Origin of the sequence: Sphingomonas sp. SRS2 (assembly GCF_000971055.1) — a bacterium.
GTDB lineage: Bacteria > Pseudomonadota > Alphaproteobacteria > Sphingomonadales > Sphingomonadaceae > Rhizorhabdus.
Genome location: NZ_LARW01000110.1, coordinates 12,739 through 30,726, shown reverse-complemented (window position 1 = coordinate 30,726; position 17,988 = coordinate 12,739). Strand labels below are relative to the sequence as shown.

At 64.3% G+C, this 17,988-nt stretch carries 17 protein-coding genes, 1 tRNA gene and 1 pseudogene; 7 read left to right on the top strand and 12 right to left on the bottom strand.

Annotation, left to right across the window (positions count from 1 at the left end; translation table 11 throughout):
- Nucleotides 1–104: 104 nt before the first annotated feature.
- Entirely contained in the window at nt 105–1,631 is a 1,527-nt protein-coding gene (locus tag WP12_RS17415) for a PepSY domain-containing protein (protein WP_046194950.1), read from the top strand.
- Between the two features lie 594 nt (nt 1,632–2,225).
- Here the strand turns inward: WP12_RS17415 and WP12_RS17410 are convergent.
- On the bottom strand, nt 2,226–4,529 hold the full coding sequence (locus tag WP12_RS17410) for a TonB-dependent receptor (RefSeq protein WP_235399186.1): 2,304 nt from the start codon (nt 4,527–4,529) through the stop codon (nt 2,226–2,228).
- Between the two features lie 600 nt (nt 4,530–5,129).
- Between WP12_RS17410 and WP12_RS17405 the strand changes: the two genes are divergently transcribed.
- Nucleotides 5,130–5,948, top strand: coding sequence for a crotonase/enoyl-CoA hydratase family protein (locus WP12_RS17405; protein ID WP_046194949.1), 819 nt, complete (start codon nt 5,130–5,132; stop codon nt 5,946–5,948).
- Nucleotides 5,949–6,230: 282 nt separating this feature from the next.
- Nucleotides 6,231–6,428 carry an antitoxin Xre/MbcA/ParS toxin-binding domain-containing protein gene (locus tag WP12_RS17400; protein ID WP_046194948.1) on the top strand — a complete coding sequence of 66 codons (198 nt, stop codon included), beginning with the start codon at nt 6,231–6,233 and terminating at the stop codon, nt 6,426–6,428.
- A 24-nt stretch (nt 6,429–6,452) separates the two neighbouring features.
- Here the strand turns inward: WP12_RS17400 and WP12_RS17395 are convergent, their stop codons facing one another.
- The 3 genes from WP12_RS17395 to WP12_RS17385 all read right to left on the bottom strand — a co-directional run bounded on the left by WP12_RS17395 (nt 6,453) and on the right by WP12_RS17385 (nt 7,965).
- Nucleotides 6,453–7,166: an extensin-like domain-containing protein gene (locus tag WP12_RS17395; RefSeq protein WP_046194998.1), complete on the bottom strand. Its 714-nt coding sequence runs from the start codon at nt 7,164–7,166 to the stop codon at nt 6,453–6,455.
- 55 nt (nt 7,167–7,221) lie between these two features.
- Nucleotides 7,222–7,506, bottom strand: coding sequence for a hypothetical protein (locus WP12_RS17390; RefSeq protein ID WP_046194997.1), 285 nt, complete (start codon nt 7,504–7,506; stop codon nt 7,222–7,224).
- 385 nt (nt 7,507–7,891) lie between these two features.
- Nucleotides 7,892–7,965 (bottom strand) — tRNA-Gln (locus WP12_RS17385).
- A 152-nt stretch (nt 7,966–8,117) separates the two neighbouring features.
- Between WP12_RS17385 and WP12_RS17380 the strand changes: the two genes are divergently transcribed.
- On the top strand, nt 8,118–9,230 hold the full coding sequence (locus tag WP12_RS17380; protein ID WP_084691210.1) for a Ppx/GppA phosphatase family protein: 1,113 nt from the start codon (nt 8,118–8,120) through the stop codon (nt 9,228–9,230).
- Nucleotides 9,227–9,916: an RlmE family RNA methyltransferase gene (locus tag WP12_RS17375; protein WP_046194947.1), complete on the top strand. Its 690-nt coding sequence runs from the start codon at nt 9,227–9,229 to the stop codon at nt 9,914–9,916. Before WP12_RS17380 ends, WP12_RS17375 begins: the two co-directional genes overlap by 4 nt.
- 27 nt (nt 9,917–9,943) lie before the next feature.
- Here WP12_RS17375 and WP12_RS17370 read toward each other — a convergent pair whose 3' ends face one another.
- The 5 genes from WP12_RS17370 to WP12_RS24975 all read right to left on the bottom strand — a co-directional run bounded on the left by WP12_RS17370 (nt 9,944) and on the right by WP12_RS24975 (nt 14,695).
- Nucleotides 9,944–10,648: a ribonuclease T2 family protein gene (locus WP12_RS17370; protein WP_046194946.1), complete on the bottom strand. Its 705-nt coding sequence runs from the start codon at nt 10,646–10,648 to the stop codon at nt 9,944–9,946.
- Nucleotides 10,649–10,804: 156 nt separating this feature from the next.
- On the bottom strand, nt 10,805–11,653 hold the full coding sequence (gene nadC, locus WP12_RS17365) for a carboxylating nicotinate-nucleotide diphosphorylase (protein ID WP_046194945.1): 849 nt from the start codon (nt 11,651–11,653) through the stop codon (nt 10,805–10,807).
- Between the two features lie 97 nt (nt 11,654–11,750).
- Nucleotides 11,751–12,740: a quinolinate synthase NadA gene (gene nadA / locus WP12_RS17360; protein WP_046194944.1), complete on the bottom strand. Its 990-nt coding sequence runs from the start codon at nt 12,738–12,740 to the stop codon at nt 11,751–11,753.
- A gap of 24 nt (nt 12,741–12,764) precedes the next feature.
- Entirely contained in the window at nt 12,765–13,634 is an 870-nt protein-coding gene (locus tag WP12_RS17355) for an MBL fold metallo-hydrolase (protein WP_084691209.1), read from the bottom strand.
- Between the two features lie 35 nt (nt 13,635–13,669).
- Entirely contained in the window at nt 13,670–14,695 is a 1,026-nt protein-coding gene (locus WP12_RS24975) for a cupin domain-containing protein (RefSeq protein ID WP_052730466.1), read from the bottom strand.
- A gap of 227 nt (nt 14,696–14,922) precedes the next feature.
- On the opposite strand from WP12_RS24975, the gene WP12_RS17345 reads away from it, so the two are divergent.
- Nucleotides 14,923–15,696, top strand: coding sequence for a sulfite exporter TauE/SafE family protein (locus tag WP12_RS17345; RefSeq protein ID WP_046194943.1), 774 nt, complete (start codon nt 14,923–14,925; stop codon nt 15,694–15,696).
- A 233-nt stretch (nt 15,697–15,929) separates the two neighbouring features.
- Nucleotides 15,930–16,241, top strand: a pseudogene (locus tag WP12_RS24285) (YnfA family protein); the annotation flags it as partial.
- Between the two features lie 90 nt (nt 16,242–16,331).
- Here the strand turns inward: WP12_RS24285 and arsC are convergent.
- From arsC to WP12_RS17330, 3 genes are read right to left on the bottom strand one after another with little or no spacing between them, the layout of a single operon-like run.
- Nucleotides 16,332–16,742, bottom strand: a complete 411-nt coding sequence (arsC, locus tag WP12_RS17340) for an arsenate reductase (glutaredoxin) (protein WP_046194942.1) — start codon at nt 16,740–16,742, stop codon at nt 16,332–16,334.
- Nucleotides 16,739–17,467, bottom strand: coding sequence for an MIP/aquaporin family protein (locus WP12_RS17335; protein WP_268794740.1), 729 nt, complete (start codon nt 17,465–17,467; stop codon nt 16,739–16,741). Before WP12_RS17335 ends, arsC begins: the two co-directional genes overlap by 4 nt.
- Complete coding sequence (locus tag WP12_RS17330) at nt 17,464–17,982, bottom strand: arsenate reductase ArsC (RefSeq protein WP_046194941.1); 519 nt, start codon at nt 17,980–17,982, stop codon at nt 17,464–17,466. Before WP12_RS17330 ends, WP12_RS17335 begins: the two co-directional genes overlap by 4 nt.
- Nucleotides 17,983–17,988 lie beyond the last annotated feature (6 nt).

The following is a 17,988-nucleotide window of genomic DNA, read 5'->3' as shown; positions in this document are numbered from 1 at the left end:
CCTTTGGCAAGGAATCGAAAATGGGGGAAATCGCGATGACCATGGCATATCAAGAGCGGGTGAAAACGCCTTCCATACTCCCCGTCGGTCAGGTCTGACGAACGATGTCCCCTGCCGCACAGCGCCTGCTTTATGCCCTTCACCGCTGGGGCGGCGTCGCCCTTTGCATCGTTCTCTTCATGTGGTTCGCGACCGGCATCATCATGATGTATGTCGGCTTTCCGAAGCTGACCCAGGCCGAACGGCTGTCGCATCTCGGCGACATCACCACCGCCAGCTGCTGCGCGCCGCTTGCCGACGCGATGGCGCATCAGCACCAGCATTCGCACAGCGAGCCCGCCAGCATCCAGGCGCTGGTGGTGGCCGGCCAGCCGATCTACCGCTTTGGCTACCATATGAGCTACAGCCGCGCCGATGCACGCACGGGTCAGCCGCTGCCCGACGTAAACTCTGCCGAAGCGCTCCGTATCGCCGCCCGATATCTGCCCGGTTCGACCGGGCGGCACGACGGCCTGATCGAGGAGGATGTGTGGACGCGCACGATGCGTTTCGCTGCGCACCGCCCGATTCACCGCATCCAGATGAACGATCCGGATTCGACCCTGCTCTACATTTCCTCGCGAACGGGCGAAGTGGTGCGGGACGCGCCGCTCAGCGAGCGGATCTGGGGCTATGTCGGGGCCTGGACGCACTGGCTTTACATGTTCAAGACCAAATATTCCGATCCGGTCTGGCAATGGGTGGCCGTCTTCTTCTGCGTGGTCAGCATCGCCCTGGTGATAACCGGCACATGGATCGGCATCTCCCGCTGGAGGTTCAAGGGTCGATACAAGTCCGGCAGCAAATCGCCCTATCCCCAGCCGATGTACCGCTGGCACCATATCGGCGGTCTCCTCTTCGCCTTCTTCACGCTGACCTGGCTGCTGAGCGGCCTCGCGTCGATCAACCCGATGGGCATATTCGATCGCAAGGCCGCCAGCGTCGATAAAGTAGCCTATCACGGCGGGAGCCTGTCGCCCGATCGGTTCGCACTCGACCCGGCCGCGGCGATCGCGCGGCTCGGCCCGTCCTTTAAGCCGCGCGTGCTCGACTGGACGTCGATCGGCGGCGATCCCTATATCGTCGCGACCGACGCGAACAATCGGGTGCGCGTCCTGCCCGCCGGGGAAGGCGCCCCCGCCGTCCTAACGCGCATCCCGGCGGCATCGATCAACCGCGCCGTGCAACAGCTGATCCCCGGCGCCGCCGTCGAGAAGATCGAGCTGCTGACCGACTATGACAGCCATTTTTATGCCCGCGCCCAGCACACCTTGCGCGGCGACGAGAACCGCCGCCTGCCGGTATTCCGCGTGAGCTATGATGATCCGTCCCGTTCGACCGTCTACATAGACGCGCATACCGGCGAGATCGTAGCGCACCACGATCGGTCGACGCGCGTATGGCATTGGACATTCAATTTCGTGCATAGCTGGGAATGGGCCCCGCTGCTGAATACGCGGCCGTCCTGGGACATCGCCATGATCGTGCTGAGCGCGGGTGGCCTCGTCATGAGCGTCACCGGTCTGATCCTCGGTATCCGCCGGCTGAAGTTCACTTTCCGCAAGCGCCGTCAGAAGCGCCGCCCAGCCTGAGACGCCGCCGCCGTCTGCCCCGTCCCCGCACGCGACGTGCGGAGACGGGCCTATCAGCCGCAACGCATATCTGATCGCCAGACGGGGAGCCTCTGACGGGTGCCTCCTGCTGGCGACCCGGCTTGAGGGCGTGGACGCGTAGCTCGACCGCATGCCTCCATCGGTCCGGCCGGATCTCACGATGCGGGGCTGTCGAAGCAGATGGTGATCATGCCCGCGCGCCGGACAAAGCGGTCACCCGGCCAGACGCCGAAACCTCGGGTCAAGTCTGCCGCTTGCCGCTGCGACATCCCAACGGTCCTTCCCTTCGGAGAAACGGCCTATGGACCTTGTTAATCAGGCCGCTGCCATGCGGGCTCGATAATCGAGCGCTAAGACGGCCTCGCCGACAAGAGCTCCCAGCTGCGCCCGCCGGCTCACGAACACACAATAAAAAACGAGGCGCCGGCCAACCGACGCCTCGTTTTCTGTTGGATGACAAGGAGCAATTTCACAGCGGACTATATTAGATGTCCGCTAGAATATCATGCTTCAACGAGATGCCGGAGCAGCAGATCCGATAGGCTCGGATCAGGGCCGCTCCGGCCCGTCGCCTCAGAAGCCCTTGCGCAGATTGATACCGATCGTGCGCGGCGGCGAGGATGTCGTGTTGTTGGACGACGGCCACGAAGCCTGGGTCTGCCGGTTGATCGCGACCTTGTCGAACATATTGTTCACGAACAGGTAGAGCCCGGTGTTGCTCTCCTCGAAGTCGACACCGATACGTGCGTTGACCAGCGTATAGGATTCGACCTTTTTGCGGTTCACGTTGGTGGGACGGAACTCCGAGTAGGACGCGCCGACATAGTTGGCGTCGGAGCGCAGGAACAGATCGACACCGTCGCTGACCGGCACCGTATATTCAAAGCCGATCGCGCCGGTCCAGCGTGGAACGAACGGGATCCGGTCGCCCTTCCGGCCTGCTGCCGTGATGTTGGCGTTGATCTGGTCCTCGGACAGCTTGGCGCTGTTGTAGTTGCCCGACAGCGTGAACTGAAGGCCCCTGGTCGGACGGAGGAAAGCCTCCGCTTCAAGGCCGCGGATCCGGGCTGCGCCGGCGTTGGACAGGAAGCTGTACACACCGTCCAGCGTGCGGCCGCGCACGATGATATTGTCCCAGTCGACCTGATAGGCGGCGAGGTTGAGCGTCAGCTTGCGGTCGAGCAGCTGGAGCTTGGTGCCCGCCTCGTAGTTCCACAGCCGATCCGCCTCATAGCTCGTCAGCGCACCGGGCAGCCCGATCACCGAGTTGGCGCCGCCGGGCCGGAAGCCCTGTGCCGCCGTGGCATAGAGGAAGATATCCGAACTCGCTTCCCACGATGCGTTGAACTTCAGCAGCGTGCCCTTTTCCGAAGCGTCGACGAACTTGGGCGGCAGCGCGCCTGCGCCGATCAGCGGCAGCGGAATGTCGACAAAACCGCCGACCGTCTTGTCATAGTCGAAATAGCGGATGCCGGCGGTCAGCTTGAGCTCGGGCGTAACCGCGAAGGTGCCCTCGCCGAATGCCGCGAGCTGGCGAAGCTCGTCCCTGACGCGCCGCCGATATGCCGGCGCCGTCAGCGGCTTGATGATCTCACCGGTTGCCGCATCGGCCAGGACGTCCTCATAACGGCCCTCATTCTTGCGCTTCTGGTAGAAGCCGCCAAGCGTCCAGCTGAACGCGCCCTCGCCCGTCGAGGACAGACGCACTTCCTGCGCGAAATCCTTGACCTTGGCGTTCACGACGGCCGCCATCGGAAAGAGGCTGTCGACATAGTCGAAGAAGCCGGTCAGCTGTGTGGGGGAGCAGGCTGCCCCGCCATTGACCACCGTGGCGCAGCGCCCCGGGGTGCGGAAGGTGGCGGTATACCAGGTGTCGTCGAAGCCGTCTTCGGTCTTCCGCTCCTGATAGGACGTCACCGAGGTCAGCGCGGCAGGACCGAAATCCCAGTTCGCGGTCAGGCTGTAGAGCTGAGAATTGCCGTTGTTGGGCGCAAGGACCTGCTCGAAATTCTTATAGGCGCCGAGATTGGCCTGCCAGATCGGCGAGATCGCCTCCACATCCTCATACATCGCCGATGCGTCGAGGGTGAAGGTTTCGGTCGGGGTGAAGCGCACCGTGAGCCTGCCGCCCGTCACCTTGGCTTCGTTGACATTGTCGCGGCCGAGGAAGGTGTTGTCGACATAGCCGCCGCTGAAACGGCGATACATCACGGCACGCGCCGCGATCAGGTCTTCCACCAGCGGCACGTTGACCATTGCGTTGATGGCGTGGTTCTTGTCGCCGCCCCGGGTGGTCGAAATCTGCGCGTCGACCAGGCCTTCGAACTTCTGGGTCGGCTTGTTGGTGATGACGCGAATGGCTCCGCCCATCGCACCGGCGCCATACAGCGTGCCCTGCGGGCCGCGCAGCACCTCGACACGATCGACATCGAACATCGTGAAGTCGCCGGTGCGCCCTGCGGCGTCGCTCGCCGTGCCCACCGATCCGGTCAGCGCGACATCGTCGAAATAGGTGCCGACGGTCGGTTCGCCCGATGCCTGAATGCCGCGAAGACTGATGCGCCGCTGGCCCGGCCCGAGATCGATGATGCGAAGGCTGGGAGCGAACTTGGCATAATCCAGCACATCGACGACACCGGCATTGGTCAATGTCTCGCCCGTCAATGCCGTGATTGCCATCGGGGTGGTCTGCACGGTCGATTCCCGGCGCAGAGCCGTGACCACAATCTCGTTCTGCGATGTATCGGCATCAGCCGCCGCTCGCGACTCGCCGGACTGCGCAAGTGCGGGCATCGAGACGCCACCAACCAGAGCCGTCAGCGCAGCACCGACACTCAAGCGAAGCACCATCTTGGATTTCAGCGATATTCTGGTCACATTAAACCCCCTTAGTTATCGGTTGAAGATTGGCGGCAGCGCCTGGAGCTTATGTTTTACGCTACCCCGCCTCCGGAAGTGGAGATTATATACATACATTTAATTGTCTAGACAAAATAACACCGAGACTTCTGCCAAGAACGATCAAGCCAATCGGCTTGACTGAATTGCGTTGATTTCGATGAAATTTTTCTTATAAAAAGCCCTATCAGACTTCAGCTTTACTTACGCATGGGTCATAATTTCGAGAAAGGCCTTTAGCCTCGCCTCGTTGATGACGAGCAATACGGCACGAATTGCCGCAACCTCCTGCGTTGCTGAATCCGGCCAGCTTCCCTTCGATGGAAATCTTTCCCATCTTGGTTCGGCATGTCGCTTGGGGCACCATAACGGCACTCGGCGAACCCGATCATTCTTCAGACTTAAAAGGCAAATTCAAATATTAGTGACGATTATTAGAAAAGTTAATATATCATATTAGAGGAGCGACTGGCATAGCCGCTGCATCTAGCATCGCCCCTGACAAATGCAAAATGCGGCGCTCAACCATCAGTGGCCCCGTCCCTAGACAGGCCTATCAATAGCTGGACGTAAACGGGCATGGCTGAACATCGTACCTTCAACGATCGCGTTACGGTGGAGATCAGTGATCATGTCGCGCAGGTCCGGCTCGATCGGGCCGAAAAGCTCAACGCGCTCGACATGGCGATGTTCGAAGGGTTGTGCGCGGCGGCCGACTGGCTTGCCGCGCAGCAGGATGTCCGCGCCACGGTCCTGTCGGGTGCAGGCGCCAGCTTTTGCGCCGGCATCGATCTTGCCGAGGCGGTCAGGTTGCAATCGCCCGACGCACGGCGTGGGATCGAAACTCGAAGCCATGGCGACGCCAATCTGGTCCAGCGTGCGGCGCTCGCCTGGCGCGATATGCCGGTGCCGGTCATCGCAGCGCTGCACGGCGCCGTATTCGGCGGCGGCCTCCAGATAGCGATGGGCGCCGATATGCGCCTGTGTTCGGCCGATAGCCGCTTCTCGATCATGGAGGTCCGCTGGGGGCTCGTCCCCGACATGGGCGGGATGGTGACGCTGCGGGGCATATTGCGTGAGGATCATCTTCGCGACCTGACATATAGCGCGCGGATCGTGGATGCAGGCGAGGCGGTGGCGATCGGCCTCGCCACGCGCCTCTGCGCGGACCCGCATGCCGAGGCGCTAGCCGCCGCCACCGCCATCGCGCGCAACAGCCCCGCGGCGGTGCGCGCCGCCAAGCGGCTGCTGAATGCAACGGCGGCCGGCGACCGGGCACAAGCCCTGATCGCCGAGACCGCCGAACAGCTCGATCTGCTCGGCGGTCAGGATCAGATCGAGACGATGCGCGCTCATGCGGAAAAGCGTGCGCCGCGCTTCGGCGGTAGCCGCCACTAGCGCCGCTTGTTATCTCTGACCTGGACCAAGGGCATGGGACGTAGCTCCGCTCGAAATGGTGATCGGTTCGACATCGAAACGATAAGGTGAGCGCTGGAGGCGACCGAAGCATCCGCCTCCCGTTTTCCTGTGAGCACGATCACACGGGACGGTCCCCGCCCCATTGTAATCAGATGGACGAGCCGGCGACCCACATTGCCGGCTCGATCGGACGGAACTCACCGGCTAAGCCCCCCCGCCGGTGGGTTCCAATCCGAACGTCTGACTTGGGGAGCATGCGGAATGGACAGCCACGAGATCAGCCGCCGAACCCTCGTCATCCGGAAAGCCATCGAGCGCCTCGGGCACAAGGACGCCGCCGCATTCCTGCATCAGCCGCATCATGCGCTGGGCGAACAGCGGCCACTGACGATCGCCGAGAGCAGCGACATCGGCCTGCGCGCCGTGCTCGGCCTGCTGGCGATGCTGGCCCTCGATTGAGCCGCTGGCCGCCGCCCGCGATCCTCAACGGCAAAAGCCCCACCCGCCTCTCGATGCCTGATCCAGATGCAGATGATCGCGATGCAATGCGTTGTAATCGGGCGACAAGACCGTCGAGAACATCCGGCACGCGCCATCGCGGACATCGCGCAGGAAAGCGCCGTCCGCATCTGTCCGTGTCCAGCCGCCCGCAACGCTGATCCTGCGCCCGTCGGCCAGCCGGAAAGCTGCTATGTCGATCGCATTGGCGCGCGCATGTTCGCTCCACCGCCCTTCCCGGCCGCCGCGCACAGGCCGGCAGGCATAGCTGCCGAACGTATCGATCCGCGTCACTTTCTGACCGAAATGGCGCATCGCGGCAGGCTCGACCACCTGCTTTTCCCATAGGAACAGGCCTATCGCCACGGAGCAGGACGTGTCGGCCCGCGGCGCATAGACCCCACCGCTGTCACGTCCCAACCGCACGCCATCGTCATATCCGCAGGCGCCGCCTGCCGCGACTGGCGTCAGGACCGTATAGTCGACCTGACCGCGATCGAGGACCGCGCGGCACCCCGGAAAATCATCGCGCAGCCGCGCGATCTTGTACTGGGTGAAACGCCCCGTCGCGTCGGCGAGGATCAACGGCGTCCAGGGCAGGTCCTGGGGATGCCCTTTGCCCCAACTATAAAGCGCCAGCCCGCCGGCTGCGACAATCACCAGCGCGAACAGGCGGAATCCGAGCGGTGCGAGGCGCATGGTGGCAGTACGAACGAGATGGCGCGCGGTTTCTTCGCGCCCGATGGATCGAGCCTTAGCGGCGCGCTCCACCTACGATCGACGACCAGCCGGCGACCGCCAGCAGGAATGCGAAGTCCGCCGCCAATATCCCGATCGCGAGGGATTCGGTCGCGGTTGCGGCGAAATAGCCGGGGATGGCGAATATCGCCGCGGCGACCAGCCCGCCGACAAGCCGGACAGGAACCTTGGACGCCGCGCGGCGCTGCGGAACCGCAACGGCGGCGACGCGCGCAGGCGGGGTCCGACGGGGCTGAACGGGCGCCGTCGAGGGCGGGAGTTCGGATTGCAGAAATGCCATCGCCAGTATCACCATTTCAGGATCGCGACCTTCGCAGACCCCTGTTGCAACCTATATAGGGACGACAGGTACCGATCGGTACACCATATCCCGCAACACAGCGTTTATATTCTTTGACGATTCGCGAAGTGACGCTGCTCACACCCAGGACGGAATCCTGCGCCGGCAACCTTCATGCACCAAAAATACTGCAAAATGATTTACTGCCGATGGATGGCGCTGCGGCGCGCCAACCTGTCCGGAGGAGGGAGGAGAAGACACCCCTGCCCCGCGGAGGCGCTGCTCGCGCGCACCGTTTTCGTTGACGACAGCCTTTCCGAAAGCAGCGGAAACGCTCCAGGCGGTCCGGAAACCACGGAAACCATTTTTTATCGTTCAGGAAAAGTGGATGCCCCGTGAGGATTCGAACCTCAATTAACGGAGTCAGAGTCCGTAGTCTTACCTTTAGACGACAGGGCATCAATGACAGAGCGGCGCACATAAGGATGGGCGCGCGGCCTGTCAACGGGCTCCGGTCGGCCTGGCCTTGCCGTGGCGCGCATCCCGCATTAGGCTCGGCGCCAAGTTCCATGCGGAAACTGCCCGCATGGTGAGATGAAGAGACACAGAATATGGCGCATGGCCCCGATACGGCCGCGCCCCGCCCTCCGCGTGAAGGGGGGCGTCGGGCGCATTCTCCTTCCAGCAACGCGCAGGGCCGGTACAGTTATGCCGCGCTCGATCTGGGCACCAACAATTGCCGCCTGCTGATCGCACGTCCCGCCGATGACGGCTTCGTGGTGGTCGACGCCTTTTCGCGGATCGTCCGGCTGGGCGAGGGGCTGGCGGCGACGGGCAGGCTGTCCGACGCCGCGATGGACCGCGCGGTCAGCGCGCTGTCGGTGTGCGCCGACAAGCTGCGCCGCCGCCGCGTCGGCCTCGTCCGCTCGGTTGCGACCGAAGCATGCCGCCGCGCGGCCAACGGGCGGGAGTTCGTCGAGCGCGTCTACCGCGAAACCGGCATAGCGCTCGAGGTCATCACACCCGAGCAGGAGGCCCGCCTCGCCGTTCTCGGTTGCCACGCGCTGCTCGAACCCGGCGAGGGCAGCGCGCTGGTCTTCGATATCGGCGGCGGCTCGACCGAACTCATCCTGATCGACGCCGACAATAGCCCGCCACGCGTGATCGACTGGTTCTCCGCGCCCTGGGGCGTCGTCTCGCTCTCCGAAACCGAACCGCATGTCGGCGACGACCGCGACAGCCTGCTCGCCAGCTATGCCCGAATGCGCGCGCGCGTCGCCGAGGGGTTTTCCCAATTCGCCGCGCGGCTCAATCGGGGCACGCTCCCTGGCCGTCTGCTGGGCACCAGCGGAACCGTCACCACCCTCGCCAGCGTCCATCTCGACCTGCCGAGCTATGACCGGCGGCAGATCGACGGCCTGATCGTTCCCGTCACCGCAATGCGCGATATCAGCGCGCGGCTCTCGGGCATGTCGGTGTCCGAGCGCGCCGAACTGCCCTGCATAGGCCAGGAGCGGGCCGACCTCGTCGTCGCCGGCTGCGCGATCCTCGATGCGATCCTCGATATCTGGCCGGCCGAACGGCTCGGCGTCGCCGATCGCGGTATCCGCGAGGGCATTCTTCGTTCGCTTATGGCGCGCGACCGGGCCCAGGCGATGTCGAGGCAGGCGGGATCGCCTGCCGGCCCGGACATCGCGGCAGACAAGAATCGGAACATGCAATGACTCGGGGCGATGGCGGACGGCAGCGGATCAAGACCGCAAAGGGGCGCAGCGCCTCCTCGATCAAATGGATCCAGCGCCAGCTCAACGATCCCTATGTCCGCAAGGCGCAGGCCGAGGGCTATCGCTCGCGCGCGGCCTACAAGCTGATCGAGCTCGACGAGCGCTTCCAGTTCCTGAAGGGCGCGAAGCGCGTGATCGATCTGGGCATCGCGCCCGGCGGTTGGACGCAGGTCGTGCGCAGGCAATGCCCGCAGGCGGCGATCGTCGGCATCGATCTGCTGCCGACCGACCCGATTGACGGCGCGACGATCCTCCAGATGGATTTCATGGACGAGGAGGCGCCCGGCGTGCTGGCCGAGGCGCTGGGCGGGCCCGCCGACATCGTCCTGTCCGATATGGCGGCGAACACCGTCGGCCACCCCCAGACCGACCATCTGCGCACCATGGCGCTGGTCGAGGCGGGCTGCCTGTTCGCCAGCGAAGTGCTGCGCCCCGGCGGCACCTATGTCGCCAAGGTGCTCGCGGGCGGCGCGGACAACAATCTCGTCGCCGAACTCAAGCGGCTGTTCACCACCGTCAAGCACGCCAAGCCCCCCGCCAGCCGCAAGGATTCGTCTGAATGGTATGTGATCGCGCAGGGGTTCAAGGGCGATGCGGTGCGGCCGAAGCGGGACGACGAGGCTTAAATCAGTCTTTTCTAGCGGCGGGGCGACTCAGCGTATCCGAACGCTGCTCTCCGGCGCCGCCCCACCCTGATGCGCCGGACAGGCCGTCGGCCGGAAGCTCTTGTCGAGGCAGATCCACACCTCCTCCATCCAGCCCTGCTTGCCGACGTTCAGCCGCATCTGATCGGCGTGCATCCCCGCATTGGCGGCGGCGAAAGCTTCCTGGAAAGCCTGGGCAGTGATCGTCCGGCCGCTCATCTTCTCCATGTCGGGGAATTTCAGCGCGGCGAACAACTCACCGCTCCGGGCGAAATAGTCGGCCGGCGCCTTCGCCATGCAGGTACCGTGCTTTTCCCATTCATGCTGGATCAGCTGGGGCGACGGGGTGCTGCAGAAATGCTCGCGAACCACCTTGTCCGGCACCAGCCGGGTCGGCGCGCAATATTGCGGCCATTGCGCGCCCTCGCCGTCGGGCCACAAGCCGTGGAGCGTGAAACCGAACCGGCCCGCCTCGCCGCCGCAGCGCGCATGATCCTTCGGGCTGCTCATCCGGCTCGCGCAATATTCGGGCGACCATGTGATCGCGAGCGTATAGCCGCCGATCGGCAGCAACCGGCGCGGCTGGTCGACCGTCGGCCCTTCGAGCATCGGGCGCGGCAGGTTGGCGGGGACCACGCAACTCGGCGCATCCTTCTTCGCGCAGGCGGGGCCGATCAGCAGCGCCGCGAGGGCCATGAGAAGCTTGAGTCGCATCACCTGGGATTACGGGGTCTTGTTCTCCCCGTCATCCCGCAGAAGGCAGGACGTTGCGTAAACTCGCCCCACTACGTCATGCCAGCGAAGGCTGCATCTCGTGAGACGGCGCGCGCGCTGCACTCCTGAGGTGCCGGCCTTCGCGGGACGACGAGCCTATATGGCCCGGAAATCCAGCCCGATATCCGCCGCCGGCGCGGACTGGGTCAGTCGCCCGACTGAGATATAGGTAACGCCGGTCTGCGCGATCGCCTTGATCGTGTCGAGCCGCACCCCGCCCGAAGCTTCGGTCGGCACCCGTCCGCCGACCAGCGTCACCGCGCCGCGCAGCGTCGGCGGGTCCATATTGTCGAGCAGCAGGTGCGTCGCCCCCGCCGCCAGCGCCGGCTCGATCTGGTCGACACGGTCGACTTCGACGATGATCCGCTCGATCCCCGCGGCCACCGCGCGGCGCACCGCCTCGCCGATGTCGCCCGCGACCGCGACATGATTGTCCTTGATCATTGCGGCATCGTCGAGCCGCATGCGGTGGTTGGTGCCGCCGCCCATCCGCACTGCATATTTCTCCAGCACGCGCAGGCCCGGTATCGTCTTTCGCGTGTCGAGCAGCGTCGCCCCGGTGCCGATGATCGTATCGACATAGAGGCTGGTCAGCGTCGCCACCCCCGACAGATGCTGGACGCTATTGAGCGCCGAACGCTCGGCGGTGAGCAGCGCGCGCGCCTTGCCGCGCAGCCGCATCAACACCCCGCCCTTCGCGACGCGCGCGCCATCCCGCACCAGCGTCTCGATTTCCACGTCGGGGTCGAGCGCACGGAAAAAGGCTTCGGCGAGCGGCAGGCCCGCCACGCTGATCGCATCGCGGCTCGCCATCTCACCCTCGAACAGCGCATCGGCGGGGATGGTCGCGGTGGAGGTGATGTCGCCCCCTTGCCCCATATCCTCGGCCAATGTGGCGCGAACGAAAGCGTCGAGATCGAAATCGTCGAGAATGAAAGCCGTCATCTTTTCTCATATCGTCGCCCCGGCGGAGGCCGGGGCCGCTAGAGGATCGCGTACCGCAGGAGCCGCCTGCGGCCCCGGCCTCCGCCGGGGCGACGGCTTAGAGCTTGGGCCGCCCCACATCGGGCCCGGACAACCCGCCGGTCATCTCCAGCATCCGGTCGAGCGAACGCTTCGCGGCGATCCGCGTGGGCTCGTCGACATGGATCTGCGGGGTCAGGTCGCGCAACGACAGATAGAGCTTCTCCATCGTGTTGAGCGCCATGTACGGGCACATGTTGCAGTTGCAATTTCCGTCCGCACCGGGGGCCCCGATGAAGGTCTTGTGCGGCGCCGCCTTCTCCATCTGGTGGATGATGTGCGGCTCGGTCGCGACAATGATTGTCTGATCGGGAACCTTCAGCACATAATCGAGGATGCCGCGCGTCGACCCGACATAATCGGCGTGGTCGAGGATATGGACCGGGCATTCGGGATGCGCCGCCACCGGCGCGCCCGGATGCTGCATCTTGAGCTTGATCAGTTCGGTCTCGGAGAATGCCTCATGGACGATGCAGCTGCCTTCCCACAACAGCATGTCGCGTCCGGTCTTGCGCGCGAAATAGCCGCCGAGATGGCGATCGGGCGCGAAGATGATCTTCTGGTCCATCGGGATCTGCGACAGGATCGTCTCGGCCGACGACGAGGTGACGATGATGTCGCTATGCGCCTTCACCGCCGCCGAGCAATTGATGTAGGTCAGCGCGAGATGATCGGGATGCGCCGCGCGGAAACGGGCGAACTCCTCGGGCGGACAGCTGTCCTCCAGGCTGCATCCGGCATCCATGTCAGGCAGGATGACGGTCTTCTCGGGCGACAATATCTTCGCAACCTCGGCCATGAAGCGCACCCCGCAAAAGGCGATGACCTCGGCATCGGTCGCCGCCGCCTTGCGCGAGAGATCGAGGCTGTCGCCGACGAAATCGGCGAGGTCCTGAATCTCGGGCGCCTGGTAATAATGCGCCAGGATCACGGCGTTGCGCTCCTTGCGCAGCCGGTCGATCTCGGCGCGCAGGTCCAGGCCGGTCAGGCTCTCCACGGGGGCGTTCATATTCTCAACTCTCCAGCAACGGCGCTACGCCGCCAAACTCCATAACGCGTCGTCGTGCCGCACGAAACCGCGCGTCTCGAGATCGATCAGATGGGCGAGCACCGACAAGCCTGCCGCGCCGTGCAGCCGGGGATCGACCCCGACATACATCTGGCTTACCATCTCGGGCACCGCACCGGGCTGCTTTTCCAGAAAGCGCAATATCTGCCCCTCGCGCTGCCTGCGATGGCCGGCGAGGCCGCGCACGAAACGCTGCGGCCGGTCGATCGGATCGCCATGCGCCGAATAATAAACCGCATCCTGCTCGCGGCCGATCAGCCGTTCGAGGCTCTCCATATAGTCTGCCATGTCGCCATCGGGCGGCGAGACGACCGTGGTCGACCAGCCCATGACATGATCGCCGCTGAACAGCGCCTGCGCCTCCGGCAGCGCGAAACAGATATGGTTGGAGGTGTGGCCGGGCGTGTGGATCGCCTCCAGCGTCCAGCCATCCCCCTGAATCGTCGCGCCGTCGCGCATCGCCTCGTCGGGGGTGTAGCTGCGGTCGAAGGCGGCGTCGGCGCGCGGGCCGCTGTCATCGAGGATCAGCGGCGCGCAGCCGATGATCGGCGCGCCGGTCCGCGCCTTCAGCTCGGCAGCGGCGGGGCTGTGATCGCGGTGGGTGTGGGTGCAGACGATCGCCCGGACCGGCGCATCGCCGATCGCGCGCAGGATCGCATCGACCTGACCGTCCAGGTCGGGGCCCGGATCGATCACCGCGACGTCGCGATTGCCGACCAGATAGGTCTGGGTGCCGGTATAGGTGAACGGCCCCGGATTAGCCGCAAGCAGGCGGCGCACCAGGGGATGCTGCGTCTGGGCAATACCGGCAAGCTGCTCGCTCATGGCCGCCATGTGGCATCGCGCGGGGGCAATGTGAAGGGGCGGCGTCAGCCGGCGTCCTCGCCATCCCAATATTGCCGCACCGCGCCCATGTCGAAAATACGGTCGCCGCTTCCCAGCGCATCGACGGCCACCTTGTTCGAATCCGGATAAACGCAGACTTCGTTGGGGTTGCGCTCGCCGATCATCAGATAACGGCACGGCCCTTCGCCGCCGTTGACGATGCTGTGCCCGGCCCTCTGCCCGGCAGGGAAGCACACATAGTCGCCCACCGTCATGACATGGCGCTCGCCGCCCAGGATCAGCACCGCCTCGCCCTCCAGGATCAGCACATGCTCCTCTTCCAGCATATGATAATGGCTTGGCCACAGGCGCACGCCGGGCTCGGGAGATTCGATCAGCACGCCGACATGATAGTCGTCGCCCATCACGGACCGGGTCAGGTGCCGCGACCGCCCGCGAAAGCGCGGGCCCTCGCCTTCCACCCGCCACTCGACATCGCCCGACGAGATCGGCGGGATCGGCGCGTGGGGCTCGAAGCTGGCCGGGCCTTCGACCGGCGATCCGCCATGCGATGCTCCTCCACTATCCTCGCCGTCCCAATAGGTTCGCGTCGCCGCCATATCGAACAGCGCATTGGGGCCGAGCGCCCGCACCAGCAGCTTGTTGCTGTCGGTATAGACCGCGACCTCGCTGGGGTTATGCTCGCCGATGATCACATAGCGGCAGGGCGCGTCCCCCTCATTGATCAGGCAATGACCCGCCCTCCGTCCGGCCGGGAAGCAGACATAGTCCCCGGCGCGCATCGCATGGCGTTCGTCGCCGATCCGCACGGTGAGCGCACCGTCGAGGACATAGACATGCTCCTCCTCGAAGATGTGATAATGCGCGGGCGTGCTCTGCCGACCGGGTTCGAGCTCCTCGATCGCCACGCCGACATGATATCCCTCGCCGATCGCCGCCAGCGTCAGATGCCGGTATCGCTCGCCGAAGCGCGTTCCTTCGGTCCATGCCCGCCAGGGCACGTCCTCCGATGCGACCGGCTTGGAAGCGATAGTCTCTTCAACCGCCATTTTCCGGCAATCCTCAATCAAAACAATCGCATGCCCTGTTGCCTTCGCTGAAGCGCCAACCGGCAAGGCGAGTCCGTCAATAGCATCCTTAGCCGGCCTAGATCAGCTTGCCACGGGCCAAGGATACATTGCCCGGGCGGCATTGCCACGCCTCTCGATCTGGCTAATGTCCGCGCCGAATGCCCGTCACCCGGCGGGATGTAAGTCTTGCCGGACCGTTATCTTTCATGCCCGAACTTTCGATCGACCTCATTCAAGCCGTGCTGCCTTTCATTGCGGTTGGCTTCTTCGCGCAGCTGATCGACGGCGCGCTGGGCATGGCTTTCGGGGTGATCACCAACACGCTGCTGGTCAGCGTCATGGGGGTCGCGCCGGCGCGCTCCTCCGCCAGCGTCCATCTGGTCGAAAGCTTCACGACGGCCGCCTCTGCGGTCAGCCATGTTGTCCAGCGCAATGTCGACTGGCGGCTGTTCGCGCGGCTCGTCATTCCCGGCATGATCGGCGGCGTGACCGGGGCCTATCTGCTGTCGAACATCGACGGCGCGGTCGCCCGCCCCTATGTGATGACCTATCTCACCGCGATCGGCATCTACCTGCTGTGGCGCGCGTGGCGGATCGATCATGGCGCCGCCTACAAGCCCGCCCGCGTGGTCGCGCCGCTGGGATTGGTAGGCGGTTTTCTCGACGCGGCGGGCGGCGGCGGATGGGGCCCGATCGTCACCTCCAACCTGCTCGTCCAGGGCACCGAACCGCGCTCGACGATCGGCACGGTCAACACCGCCGAATTCTTCCTGACCACGACGATCTCGATTACCTTCATCGTCACGCTCGGTATCGAGGCCTTCTCGATCGCCGTCGTCGGCCTGATCATCGGCGGCCTGATGGCCGCGCCACTCGGCGCGCTCCTGGTGAAACGGATCGCGCCGAAACCGCTGCTGACGATGGTCGGCTGCGTCCTGATCGCAACGAGCCTCTTCGCGCTGGTGAGGGCGCTGCTCTAACCCTTCACGTCACCCCAGCGAAGGCTGGGGTCCATGTCTCTCGTCAGCCAGAGTCCGTCCGAGATGGCGACAGCTCTGGGAGCCGGGCCCCGCTGACGTGTCAGATATGGGGTGGAGTGCTGACAGTCCGCTCTCGGGAGCGCATAAGGCGCAAGCTGTCGTCCGTTTACGATTGCGGGCTATTGGCAGGAAGCGCCGTTGGGTCATTCGGCAAAGCTGCGATGTGCCAGCGCATGACAGCCATAGCCTACATCGGAGCGGCAATCGCCGAGATTGCCGGTTGCTTCGCCTTTTGGGCTTGGCTGAAGCTCGATAAATCAGTCCTGTGGCTAATCCCCGGAATGGGCGCCCTGGCCCTATTCGCCTATTTGCTTACTCTCGTTGATGCGGAGCACGCAGGACGTGCATACGCAGCCTCTGGGGGCGTCTACATTGTGTCGGCAATTGCTTGGCTGTGGGCTGTGGAAGGCACCCGCCCAGACCGATGGGATGTTTTGGGAGCGGCCGTTTGTATCGGCGGGGCGGCGGTTATCCTGTTTGGCCCGCGTCCATCATCACCTCGACCTACCCCTCGACAGCCGTGCGAACGATCGATCATAATTGGCGTCGAGATCGGCCGATGGTCGGCAAGTCCGCTAAAGCCGCACGACCTCGCCATCTTCTTTGGTGAATTGCTCAGGTTTTTTGTCGAGCAACTCTAGGACCGTCTCCGACGGCCGACAGAGCTTTGTCCCTTTTGGCGTGACCACGATCGGCCGGTTGACCAGGATGGGGTGCTCGATCATCGCGTCGAGCAGGGTCTCCTCGTTGATCTCGCTAGCTAGCAGTCCAAGCTCTGCGGCCGGCGTGCCCTTCTCGCGCAAGACATCGCGTGGTCGCGCGCCCATAGCCGTGAGCAGCGCGTGCAGTTGGGCCTTCGTCCAGCCGGTCTCCAGATACCGAACCACCTCTGGTGCATAGCCCGCCGCCTCTACTATGGCGACGGTATTGCGGGAGGTGCCGCAGGACGGATTGTGGAAAATCGTGATCTGGAAGGGATGGCTCATGTGGGATGTCGTTCCTTGAGAAGCCAGCCAAACACGACAGCGGACAATACTGCGCCGACGAGCTGAGCAGCTATGAATAGAGGGGCGGAGCTTGGGGCAATGCCGGCGAAGCTGTCGCTCAGCGAGCGGGCTATAGTGACGGCCGGATTGGCGAAAGAGGTCGAGGCTGTGAACCAGTAGGCCGCGGTGATGTAGAGGCCGACGGCCAGCGGCGTAGCTTCGGGTTTGAAGCGGATCGATCCCAGAATCGTGCCGATCAGACCAAAGGTGGCGACGATCTCCGACCATCCCTGCGCAGGCCCATCGCGAAACTTAGTCGAGACTTGGAGGATCGGCTCCGCGAACATGGCGTGGGTGAGCCACACCCCGCAAATCCCGCCAAGGCACTGCGCAGCAGTATAGAGAAGGGCAAGGCTAGCGCTGAACTCGCGGCGCAGCGCGAACACCAAGGTGACCGCGGGGTTGAAGTGCGCGCCGGAGATCGGCCCGAATATGGTGATTAGGACTACCAGACCAGCGCCCGTGGCGATGGTGTTGCCCAATAAGGCGATAGCGTCGTTCCCGTCCGAGAGCCGCTCTCCCATGATGCCGGACCCCACCACAATGGCCATCAACAACGCCGTGCCCATCGCCTCGGCCACTAGCCGCCGGGTGGTGGAGAAGGGGTGAATCGGAGGCTCAAGGCTGGCTTGGGGCGCAGGATCTTGGCTGGCCGTTCGCATCATCCGCTCGCCTGGGTCTCATCGGCGCGCCGGCCAATCTCCCGCAGCCTCGCCTGTAAGGACATCTTGTCGAGCGAGCCGATCGGGAGGCTGAGAAAGAGGCGAATGCGGTTGCCGAGTTGGCGCGCGGCGTCGCTGAAGGCCGCGGCGATTTCAGCCTCCGAGCCTTCCGCCGCGGCGGGATCGGGAACCCCCCAGTGGGCGGTAATCGGCTGCCCTGGCCAGACCGGGCAGACCTCGCCCGCCGCGCTGTCACAGACGGTGAAGACGAAATCGAGCTGCGGCGCGCTTGGGCTTGCAAACTCTTCCCATGACTTTGAGCGGAAATCGGACAGGTCAAAGCCGCAGGCCTCAACGATCGGTCGGGTGTGCGGGTTTACGTGGCCGGTGGGCATCGAACCAGCGGAGTAGGCCTTGAAGCGCCCTGCCCCCTCCTTGTTCAGGAGGGCTTCGGCGATGATCGAGCGCGCTGAGTTTCCGGTACAGAGGAACAGGACATTGTAGATTTTGTCGGTCATAGGTGC